At 46.3% G+C, this 10,226-nt stretch carries 11 protein-coding genes and 2 riboswitches; of the genes, 7 read left to right on the plus strand and 4 right to left on the minus strand.

Translation table 11 applies throughout. The annotated features are described in order from the left end of the window. Positions 1 to 107: 107 nt before the first annotated feature. A complete protein-coding gene (gene thiE, locus FD47_RS12270; RefSeq protein ID WP_054736171.1) occupies positions 108 to 740 on the minus strand; it encodes a thiamine phosphate synthase in 633 nt (210 codons plus the stop codon). A 122-nt stretch (positions 741 to 862) separates the two neighbouring features. Further along, positions 863 to 955: riboswitch (TPP riboswitch) on the plus strand. 133 nt (positions 956 to 1,088) lie between these two features. On the opposite strand from thiE, the gene thiS reads away from it, so the two are divergent. The 6 genes from thiS (at position 1,089) to FD47_RS12305 (ending at position 5,980) form a co-directional block, all read left to right on the plus strand. Next, positions 1,089 to 1,283 (plus strand): sulfur carrier protein ThiS, encoded by a 195-nt coding sequence (gene thiS, locus FD47_RS12280; protein WP_040537757.1) that lies wholly within the window; start codon positions 1,089 to 1,091, stop codon positions 1,281 to 1,283. A 19-nt stretch (positions 1,284 to 1,302) separates the two neighbouring features. Next, positions 1,303 to 1,947, plus strand: a complete 645-nt coding sequence (gene thiF / locus FD47_RS12285; protein WP_056980744.1) for a sulfur carrier protein ThiS adenylyltransferase ThiF — start codon at positions 1,303 to 1,305, stop codon at positions 1,945 to 1,947. A 13-nt stretch (positions 1,948 to 1,960) separates the two neighbouring features. Beyond that, entirely contained in the window at positions 1,961 to 2,740 is a 780-nt protein-coding gene (locus FD47_RS12290) for a thiazole synthase (RefSeq protein WP_056980745.1), read from the plus strand. An 11-nt stretch (positions 2,741 to 2,751) separates the two neighbouring features. Beyond that, entirely contained in the window at positions 2,752 to 3,969 is a 1,218-nt protein-coding gene (locus FD47_RS12295) for a M20 family metallo-hydrolase (RefSeq protein ID WP_056980746.1), read from the plus strand. 301 nt (positions 3,970 to 4,270) lie between these two features. Beyond that, a complete protein-coding gene (locus FD47_RS12300) occupies positions 4,271 to 5,290 on the plus strand; it encodes a zinc-binding alcohol dehydrogenase family protein (protein WP_056980748.1) in 1,020 nt (339 codons plus the stop codon). Positions 5,291 to 5,449: 159 nt separating this feature from the next. Then, on the plus strand, positions 5,450 to 5,980 hold the full coding sequence (locus FD47_RS12305; RefSeq protein WP_056980747.1) for a hypothetical protein: 531 nt from the start codon (positions 5,450 to 5,452) through the stop codon (positions 5,978 to 5,980). 90 nt (positions 5,981 to 6,070) lie between these two features. On the opposite strand, the gene lepB is transcribed toward FD47_RS12305, so the two are convergent. The 3 genes from lepB to FD47_RS12320 all read right to left on the minus strand — a co-directional run bounded on the left by lepB (position 6,071) and on the right by FD47_RS12320 (position 7,718). After that, a complete protein-coding gene (gene lepB, locus FD47_RS12310) occupies positions 6,071 to 6,658 on the minus strand; it encodes a signal peptidase I (protein ID WP_054736166.1) in 588 nt (195 codons plus the stop codon). Between the two features lie 346 nt (positions 6,659 to 7,004). After that, complete coding sequence (locus FD47_RS12315) at positions 7,005 to 7,256, minus strand: hypothetical protein (RefSeq protein ID WP_008212588.1); 252 nt, start codon at positions 7,254 to 7,256, stop codon at positions 7,005 to 7,007. Between the two features lie 84 nt (positions 7,257 to 7,340). After that, positions 7,341 to 7,718 (minus strand): hypothetical protein, encoded by a 378-nt coding sequence (locus FD47_RS12320; protein ID WP_054736161.1) that lies wholly within the window; start codon positions 7,716 to 7,718, stop codon positions 7,341 to 7,343. 70 nt (positions 7,719 to 7,788) lie between these two features. On the opposite strand from FD47_RS12320, the gene FD47_RS12325 reads away from it, so the two are divergent. Beyond that, the gene (locus FD47_RS12325; protein WP_054736160.1) at positions 7,789 to 9,300 is read left to right on the plus strand and encodes a multicopper oxidase family protein; all 1,512 of its coding nucleotides are present in this window, start codon (positions 7,789 to 7,791) and stop codon (positions 9,298 to 9,300) included. Positions 9,301 to 9,356: 56 nt separating this feature from the next. Next, a riboswitch (M-box (ykoK) riboswitch) is annotated at positions 9,357 to 9,521 on the plus strand. The last annotated feature ends 705 nt before the right edge of the window (positions 9,522 to 10,226 follow it).

A 10,226-nucleotide genomic window follows, 5' to 3' on the forward strand; every position in this document is an offset into this window, starting at 1 on the left:
CAAGTGTTGCACTTCAATTTTAAATCGGGGTAATATTTTCATTGCATCTTGAGCCGACTTTATTGCAAAATTTGCAGTGCCGACTAACGGTCAATCCGCGATTTTCACTAACCAATTGCATCCTCAATCGCGCTCAATAATTCGGAAGTAGCTGCTCGCGCATTCTTTGCCCGCATAATCGCCGACACGACGGCGACGCCATCAACATGGGCCGGTTTAATGGCAGCAACATTATCGGCTTTTAACCCGCCAATCGCGTACACTGGGATTTGAACGGTTTCCTTAATTTTTGCCAGCGTTTCAACGCTGGTATGAACCGTCTTAACGTGGGTTTGGGTTGGAAAGATGGCCCCGGTACCCAAATAGTCTGCGCCCATTTGTTCAGCCAGCTTTGCCTGCTTCAACGTCTTAGCGGTTGCCCCAATGATTTTTCGCGGCCCAAGGATTCTGCGGGCAACGTCTACCGGCAAATCACGCTGTCCCAAATGAACGCCGGCGGCATCCACTGCCTGGGCAATGTCGAGACGATCGTCAACAATCAAAGGAATCTTGTGACGGTCGGCAATCTCTTTAACCTTAACCGCCCAATCGTAAATTTCACGGCTTGAGCGGTCCTTTTCCCGCAATTGTAAGAGACTGACGCCGGCCTCGCAAGCAAGGTCAATTTGCTGCAAAAAGTCCGCTTCATCCAGGTCCGTATGATCAGTCACTAAGTATAATGGTCGATTCAATAATTTCATCGTTATCCTCCTCAGATTTGACTCTTTGCATTGAAGTCTACCCATTTTCGAAACATCTTTCAACTTGACTTTTAACTATGAAACCGCTATAAATAATACATGAGCTGTTAAAGCTTAATTGAATATTTCGTCTGGGGTGCCTGAAAGGGCTGAGATTAAACCCATCGAACCTGATGCAGTTTGTACTGCCGAAGGAAGAGCGAACCTGAAACCGATTTTAAATTGACTTCTGGGACCTTCTTTTAGCAGAAAAGGAGGTCTCTTTTCTGTTAAAACCCATCCCAATGACCAATCTAACAATCACCGTGCCTCTTCCTTCGAGCAATCTTGAAGAAAGGGGCTTTTATGATGGTAACAGTTAATGGTCAATCTGAAGACGTTGCCGGCCAAACCGTTCTTGACTTTCTGAAGGCGCGCAAAGCACCCGTTGAAAATATCGTGGTTGAACGCAATGGCGACATCGTCCACAAAGCTGAATTTGACAAGGTCACCCTCGAATCCGGCGACAAGATAGAATTAATTTCGTTCGTTGGTGGCGGCTAGAGGAGGCTCAATAAAAACTATGGAAGCACAAGTTCAAGGACAAGACTATAAAGACGTTTACTATGGCATGAAGGAGCGTAACGTTAAGGATTCGACGGACAAACTGACTGCCGCTCACGTGACAATTGCCGGCGCCGGCGGATTGGGATCCAACATTGCGATCGCCCTCACCCGAATTGGCGTGGGCCATCTGACACTGATCGACTTCGACTCCGTTGAGTTAAGCAACCTCAACCGGCAGCAGTTTAAACTCAGCCAAGTTGGCATGCCAAAGGTCACGGCACTCAAGCAAAATCTGCAGGAATTCAATCCATTTATCGAAATTAAAACGTTTCAAACGAAAGTGACCCACGATAATGTAAAGGAACTGTTCGCTGACGCCGACATTATCTGCGAGGCATTTGATAACCCCGCCGCAAAAGCGATGCTGCTGGACGCGGCTTCGGAGTTTTTCCCTGATAAACCCTTGGTGATGGGTACCGGCATGGCCGGCATTCACAGTTCCAACACCATTACCACCAAGCATCCCCGCGCCAATTTGTACATTGCCGGCGACGGCACATCGATGGGCGCCGAGGGCTTAATGGCTCCCCGTGTCATGATTGCGGCGGGTCACGAAGCGAACATGATTACCAGAATTATTCTAGGACGAGACGATATTTAGGAGGACATTAATGATGTCAACTGAAGATAAAGACGAATTAGTTATTGGCGGTCACAAATTTACATCCCGATTCATTTTGGGATCCGGAAAGTATTCTTATGACCTGATTGATTCGGCAATTAACAATGCAAAAGCTCAAATTATCACAATGGCGCTTCGTCGCAACACCACCGGTTCCGAAAACATCCTGAACTTTATTCCTAAGGGGATCACCATTTTACCGAACACCTCGGGATCCACTAACGCCGAAGAAGCCATTCGGACCGCGCGAATTGCCCGTGAGTTAAGTGGCAGTAACTTCGTTAAATTGGAAGTTGTGCCCGACAAAAAATATTTGATGCCGGACAACTATGAGACGTTGAAGGCCACTGAAGTGTTGGCCAACGAAGGTTTCATTGTGATGCCATACGTTTTACCAGACCTCAACGTTGCTCATCAGCTGGTGGACGCCGGTGCCGCAACCGTCATGCCTTTAGGAGCCCCAATCGGTACCAACAAAGGACTTTCTACCAAAGATCTCATCCAAATCTTGGTTGATGAGATTGACGTCCCAATCGTTGTTGATGCTGGAATCGGCCGACCAAGTCAAGCGGCTGAAGCGATGGAAATGGGTGTCGATGCCGTGATGGCAAACACATCAATGGCCACCGCCGGTAACATCCCGTTGATGGCTGAAGCCTTCAAGCTCGCCGTTCAAGCCGGCCGCAAGGCTTACTTGGCAAAGCCGGGCCGCGTTATTGAACACGGTGCCGTCGCCTCCTCGCCATTGGCCGGTGTCAGCGCTACAAAGTAAGCGGTGATCATATGCAACTTGTTTCTGATGAATTGATCAACCGGCTGCGAACGATCAATCAGTTTTCCGCCGATCAAATTGGTCAAAATCGGTTGGTTTACTCTCCCACTTGGGTGAAGGGCCAACAGCAATTGATTAAATGGGGACTTCATGCTGGCATGCCCGTTACCGTTGACGCTTACGGCACCGTTTATCTGGACGTTATCGGATCCCAGTCACCAAACGGAATTATCGCGACCGGCTCACACATGGATACGGTCGTTCATGGCGGCCAGTACGACGGGTTGTATGGCGTTCTCGGTGGCTTTCAGGCCATTTCCAACTTGGTAACGGCCCTTGGTCAACCCAAGAAAACGTTATGGCTGGTATCCTTCAGCGAGGAAGAGGGCAGTCGGTTTCCGGCAACCTTTACCGGATCCAAGCACTATGCCAGAGTTGCTGATATTCATAACATCCGCGACCACCACGGCATTTCGTTTGATGACGCCCGCGAAAAAGCGGTGAGCCGCCTTCAGCTGCCAGGTGTCAAAACTGGCTTGCCTAAGCTTCCTGACAGTTTCACGGAGCTGCATATTGAACAGGGACCCCGGCTAATCAACCAGCACCTGCAAATCGGCCTCGTCACGTCCATTGTGGGACAGCGCCGATTTACCGTGACGATTAACGGGGTCGCCAACCATGCGGGAACAACGCCAATGGCTGACCGCCACGACGCGCTCTTGATTGCTACCAGCCTCATTAACCGGCTCGCGATCATCGCCCGGACAATTAGTCGCCAGCTGACCTTCACTGTCGGCGAACTGCATGTCTGGCCAAATACCGCGAACGTCATCCCTGGGAAGGTGACGTTCAGTGTTGATACCAGACATGTCAAAAAGTCGGTTTTAGATCAGTTTGAAACGACTTTACGGGCAGAGGCTCAAAAAGTTGCCGTTCCGCCAGTTCAGGTAACGATTGACCGCTGGGTGAATGATCAGCCCACCCTTTTGGACGCGGATCTACTTGCCCAAAACCAACGATTGGCAAAGACTTTAGGCTTTACAACCGCGACCTTTGCTTCAGGTGCCGGCCATGACAGTGAAATCATGAGCCGGGTGACCCCGACGACGATGATTTTCGTGCCAAGTATTAAAGGTATCAGCCACGCTCCAGAGGAAAAGACCGCTCCGGCGGATTTACACACCGGCGTTGCGCTACTTCAAGAGAGTCTCAAGTCCCAAGCTTATTAACTAATCTGTATCATAATTGAATCACTTCTAAACAGAATGTTCGCATTAAGATTAAACCACACTTGTAAGACCAATAAAATAACACTTTCCTTCTAAAGGCCAAGCTTGCCTTGGAAGTTCCTTCATCAGTTATGGAAACGCTGACGGGGGTTCTACCAAGATAAGCTTGGCCTTTTACTTGTTTCACGTGCGATAATCGGAAAAAATTGTAACCTAGTTACTAAAAATTCACGTCTTGTTTTCACCTCCTAACCACCTACACTTAGGTTAGAAAGACAAGGGAGTAAGAGAAATGACAACAATGAACGCAATTGGTTTTACCAAACATCTACCGATTCAAGACAAAAATAGTTTAATAACGTTTACCGAACCCATTCCAACAGCTACCGGCCATGATCTACTAGTCAAGATCATCTCGACGTCCGTTAACCCGGTAGACGTTGGGGTTCGCGGCGACGGTCGCGGCACCCTGAAGAATCCCAAGGTAATCGGCTGGGACGCTTACGGGATTGTCACCGAGATTGGTCCAGACGTCACACTATTTAAGGTGGGGGATAGGGTGTTTTACGCCGGCTCGTTTATTCGTCCCGGTACTGATAGTGAGTATCAGCTGGTCGACGAACGGATTGTCGGTCATGCGCCAACGAAATTATCTGCCGCTGAAATTGCGGCAATGCCACTGACGAGTTTGACTGCCTGGGAGGCCTTGTTCGAACGCTTGGGAATTGACCGCACCGCCGTTTCTGAAAACAAAGGCAGGACGATTTTAATGATCAACGGCTCAGGCGGCGTCGGTTCAATTGCGACTCAACTCGCCCATCTGGCTGGTTTGACCGTGATTGCCAGTGCGTCGCGGCCAGAAACCATTAAGTGGACTAAGCAAAATGGCGCCGATTTTACGGTTAACCATCACAAAAACTTAGTCACCGAAGTCCGCAATCTCAAATTCCACTACGTTGACTATATCTTGAACCTAAACGACTTGGACGGTCACTGGAACGAAATTGCCGAGTTAATTAAGCCGGAGGGGGCTGTCGCGGCAATCACTGAGAATCGCCGCGGAATCGACTTGCAGAAGCTGACCAAGAAAGCTGCTTCGTTTCACTGGGAATGGATGTACACGAAGTCCTACTACCACACGGCTGACATGGTGAGTCAACACCAAATCTTGGATCAGGTTGCCAAACTGTTGGATGCCGGAACCATTCATTCGACGGTCACGAAGGTTCTGAAGCCGATTAACGCTGCCAGCCTGAAAGAAGCTCACCGGCTGGTGGAGACCAATCACATGATTGGCAAAGTGGTGATTAGTAACCAATAGGTAACGTCGGGACTTCGTGCAACCACCCCAATTTATGATGGAAAATTGGGGTAAATTCAGTGAACCCCATTGCTGATTTTTGCTGGGAATGATAAGCTTTTTTACTAAACTATTGAATTCATCCGAAAATCCGGGTGATTTCGCAAATGAAAGCGACTGTTGCAAATGCAAAGAATCGGTTATCTTTCCCATCGTTCAACTTTTTTCCGTTGCCTAATTATTTTCATCATCTTTATGATTATTTATTTTAGTGGTTTTCAATTCCAATTGGGAATCGCCAGCCCATCACCTGCTGTTTTAGCCAACCTTCAATCGGCGTTTTCCATGACATTACGACAATCCCCGATTTTTATGGTTATTTTTGCTGCGCCGAATTTCAATTTAACTCAGGCGAACAAAGTCCCCTTCTTCTCTAAGATTCTGGGAGATCAATTTAACCACAAACTAGAAACCAGCACCATTACCCGTATCAGCTACTTAACGTTGCTCTTTACAGGTATCGACCTCATGATCCTACCGGTACTGTGGCTTTTAGAAGTGATTATCAACTCAGGGACATCTTCATCTGTCGACTTGGTTAACTTACCCGAGTCTGCTTTAACTACGATAGCCAGCTTGATCTCCCTAATTGCAATCGAAGGAACGGCTCCCAGTAGGCGTAAGGGTGACCCTGACTACGTCCCTCGCTAGAAACTGATTGCCAAAAAAGCCATTTGAATCATTCCATAAATCAGCTTAGGACTGAATTTAAGGAATCACTCAATGGCTTTTTTGACTTCGTCATTTGACCAGCTCTGCCGACGCACTATTAACCTGCCTGGCATTCTTATTAAATGGTGGTGTCTTCACCACGCCCTGAACCTTGCTTTGATCAACAAATCCCCAGTATCGGCTGTCATTTGAAACGGATCGGTGATCTCCCAGCACAAAGTACTTACCCGATGGTACCTTCGTTGAATTTCGATCACGAACCCACTGACTGGATAAGCTCTGCAAATTCCAGTTGCCGGTCCCGGTACTCCGTTGCCGTTGGCTGATGTAATCCTGATTTAATGGATGATTGTTCACATAAATGGTGCCGTTGTAACTGCTGACGGTATCCCCCGGCAACCCAATTACCCGCTTAACGTAGTAATCCGTCTTCTTAACCTGGGGGTCCTCGCCGTTGGCATCGAAAATGATCACCGAATTACGATGAATTGGCAATGTTTTGAAGACCCCAACCACTTCGGATGTATGTAAATTAGGTTTCATTGACGGACCCTTAATCAAGCTGGCACTGGCAAAATACTGACGAACCCCAATCCCAACTAGAAGCCCAATAATAACCGGTAATAGATAGCTCAATACTGTTTTAAGTCGTTTCACTTTTAAATCATCACCCTTGTATTAATCGTGCAAATTCGATCGTGCCTTAATGGTATCATTGGTCGTTCAGATTAGTGGTTAAGTTTCAGGTAAATAATTCGGGAGGTCTGATCAGAATCCAAAATTAGGATTTTGATCAGACCTCCCGAAAATAGTCTATCAATGGTGACAAGTCAAGCTCTGGTTCTAAATGTGTTCCGACAACTGTGCGGAACACGCTGACTAGTCCTTTTAAGGGCGACGACCCTGGCACCAACATTTAAGGCGGGGAAACTAAAAATCCAGAACAAGGATTTCCAGTTTCCCCGCCTTAAATACCGTGCCACCCAAATCGAGTCACACTCTTTTATTCATGCGGTGACATTCCGCTCAATCGATCTAACGTTTCCTTCTTCAAATAGTAAGGGGTGATGCCATCATCAATGGCCTTATTTAACAGCCCCTGAGCCCGCTTTTGGGCAACAATGGTCGGTACCTTAATTGAAAGAACCGATTTATTAATCACCATTTGATGAACGTCCAAATTTGTCTTGGTCTTGTAATGCAGTTGAGCATTCGTTTTAGTTTCTTTAGAACGACGACTCTTTTCTTTAGCCATGAAGATCCCTCCTCACTATTGAATCAATCAACTAGTTATTATCTCAATACTAGCAAATTGCCCACCAAAAGTATATTTAGACGACTAGTCTCTGACGGGAACTTTTTCAAACTTTTTCTCGTACCATGTTTCCCATGAGCCAGCAACCAAATTACCATTATCATAATAGTCAGGATTAATCACTGAAATGACGTGTTTGAGGTCTTCGCCGCATTCCTTGCGAACTTCATCTCGAAGTTCTTCGGGAGTAAACGACCGATTCTCGAAAATGAAATGATTAATGTCGGCTAAATAGTAATCCACTTTGTACATCGAAAGAATTTCCAGGTTGTTCTTCTTTAAGCGAGGTAAATAAAATTCGATAAAGTCATTCATTGCCTTCGTTGTTGCTGAATCATTTAACTGATCGATAGTAACTGTATCTGCCACGATAGCACCTCCTCTCCCTCTATTATGCCACATTTTTTGCCTCAATGAATTTCCAATGTAGTAAGATGGAGATGGACCTAAAATAACAAAGGATGCGAAAAGCATGTCAGATAGAAAAGTGTACACTGATTATTTCTTTGATGAACCTGCGTTTAATACTCACGATGGTGGTTATGTGCCGCTTAAGGAGCCAACAACCCCACAGGAAACATTGCGAATACCGAAGTTATTGAAACCGGATAAAGAAACCGATACCGATATGTACTATACGGTGATTGCCCAAACTGGTGAAACTCAATTATTGCCAGGTGCCAAAACCAAGACTTGGGGTTATAATACCAGCCTTTTGGGACAAACGATTGTGTTTAAAAACGGGAAAACCATTCACATCACCTTAAAAAACGAATTACCGGAGCTCACCACTTTTCACTGGCACGGCTTAAACGTTGACGGGCCAATCACCGACGGCGGCTGTCACGCCCCCGTTTATCCCGGCAAAAGCACCCAAATCGAATTTAAGTGCCACCAACCAGCCGCAACGCTCTGGCTGCATGCTCATCCATGTCCAGCAACTGCCGAACACGTGTGGAAGGGGTTGGCTGACGGTGTTATCGTCAAAGACGATGTCGAAAGCAAGTTACCGTTTCCCCGAAACTACGGAGTGGATGATATTCCACTGATCTTACAAGACCGCGCCTTTCACGATAACCAATTCGACTACATCGCCGACTATGATCCGGACGGCGTTCAGGGACCTACTCCGATGATCAACGGCACCATTAATCCGTATTTTGACGTCACGACCCAGCGACTCCGGCTACGCATTCTTGACGGTGCCAATCGGCGAGAGTGGCGGCTGCATTTCAGTGATGATCTGAAATTTACCCAAATTGCCTCTGACGGCGGCATCCTGCCAGAACCCGTTGACTTTACTCATTTGATGATCACCTGTGCCGAACGGGCAGAAATCATCGTTGATTTTGGCAAATACAAACCGGGTGATGAAGTCACACTGTATTCCGATGACGTTCCGATTGTTCGTTTCAGAATTCACGAATTTGCCAAGGATGATACCAAGTTACCTGATCGTCTGGTTGATATTCCCGATCCACAGGTAACGCCGAATAGCCAAGTCCATAAAGTTGTAATGTCTGGAATGGACGAAATGGTTGAAATCAACGGCAAAAAGTTTGATATGCAGCGAATTGACGATAAGCAAAAGCTCGGCAACGTTGAGTATTGGGATATTTCAAATACGAATGACCGGGATACCGGCATGATTCATCCATATCACATGCATGGTACTCAATTCCGGGTGGTTTCTCGAAACGGCCATGATCCCTATCCAAATGAACGCGGGCTTAAAGATACCATCGGCGTCAACCCTGGTGAAACGGTTCGCATCAAAGTTTGGTTCGAGCACCTCGGCGTTTACATGTACCACTGCCACATTATCGAACACGAAGATGGTGGGATGATGGCGCAGTTCGAAGTTTACGATCCGGATCATCCAAAGACTTACAAGTTAATGGATATGGATACTCTGATGACGGCATTTGCCAAGGAACGGGGTGTCAAGAAGGATGAGCTATATATTCCCGGAATGGATATGTAGTTAGTTCTTGCAATGGCTGATTTCATATGATAGTATAAATCGTGGAATGAAAAATGAATAGAGGCTGTTAGGTGAGGCTCCTATGTGGAAAATGCTACTGCTCAGAAACGTCGAAAAACGCCAATGAGTCAGCTGTTCTAGTCAAAGTAAGGCTTGAACTAACGTAGCTGTTATTTATAACTACAACACATAGTGCTAAAGCTCAACGACTGGCGATAAGTGTCATGTTGTGTCCAGTCGCGAAACGGCTGGACACTTTTCATTCTAAAAACTAATTAAGAGGTGAGAAATTATGACAGCAGAATTTGTAGATCCCGGAGCGACGAAGCATCAGTCTACTAAGGGAGAACCAATTGGAATAGTTTCTCACCAGCAACGTAGATTCTAACGGATCTATTCGAGAAATTGTGCCAATCGATTTTCCCAACAAATCTGAGTTAACTTTGATCCGCCTAATCGCCTTATTTCCTGCTTTAAGAGCTTTACCGCTCAAAAGTTTCACAGGAAAAATCCCGACTTCGTTTGGTTAGACAGATCAACATTTGGGAATTCGATTAATGCAATTTCTCGGTGGTTTCGGATATTGAGGTACTGACGTACTTGTATTCGATCGACTAGTTGCAGTCGATAAACGCTTCACCTTTCAGGAAACTGATTGGGGAGAATGCCGTTAATCGTGACTATATTGCCAACACATAAAAACGGTAATAATGGTAATCATGAGGGTACAACCTCCAAGAATCTGGCGGAAGCTGATTCTTGAAAGATGACTGCTATCTTATCGGATAATAACATTATAAAGCCACTAACGTAAATTCGTTGGTGGCTTTTTGAATCCCCAAAATAATCAGCAAAAAAGCCACTCATCTTTTGTGGTGAGTGGCAAATTACGGTATTCGTACAATACCCCTTAGGGTTGACACTTT

It is taken from the genome of Lentilactobacillus parafarraginis DSM 18390 = JCM 14109 (genome assembly GCF_001435895.1).
GTDB classification, from domain to species: Bacteria; Bacillota; Bacilli; order Lactobacillales; family Lactobacillaceae; genus Lentilactobacillus; species Lentilactobacillus parafarraginis.

Coding starts and splice junctions, on each gene's coding strand:
- thiE (WP_054736171.1), bottom strand. CDS start 740: ATGAAATTATTGAATCGACCATTATACTTAGTGACTGATCATACGGAC.
- thiS (WP_040537757.1), top strand. CDS start 1,089: ATGGTAACAGTTAATGGTCAATCTGAAGACGTTGCCGGCCAAACCGTT.
- thiF (WP_056980744.1), top strand. CDS start 1,303: ATGGAAGCACAAGTTCAAGGACAAGACTATAAAGACGTTTACTATGGC.
- FD47_RS12290 (WP_056980745.1), top strand. CDS start 1,961: ATGTCAACTGAAGATAAAGACGAATTAGTTATTGGCGGTCACAAATTT.
- FD47_RS12295 (WP_056980746.1), top strand. CDS start 2,752: ATGCAACTTGTTTCTGATGAATTGATCAACCGGCTGCGAACGATCAAT.
- FD47_RS12300 (WP_056980748.1), top strand. CDS start 4,271: ATGAACGCAATTGGTTTTACCAAACATCTACCGATTCAAGACAAAAAT.
- FD47_RS12315 (WP_008212588.1), bottom strand. CDS start 7,256: ATGGCTAAAGAAAAGAGTCGTCGTTCTAAAGAAACTAAAACGAATGCT.
- FD47_RS12320 (WP_054736161.1), bottom strand. CDS start 7,718: ATGTGGCATAATAGAGGGAGAGGAGGTGCTATCGTGGCAGATACAGTT.
- FD47_RS12325 (WP_054736160.1), top strand. CDS start 7,789: ATGTCAGATAGAAAAGTGTACACTGATTATTTCTTTGATGAACCTGCG.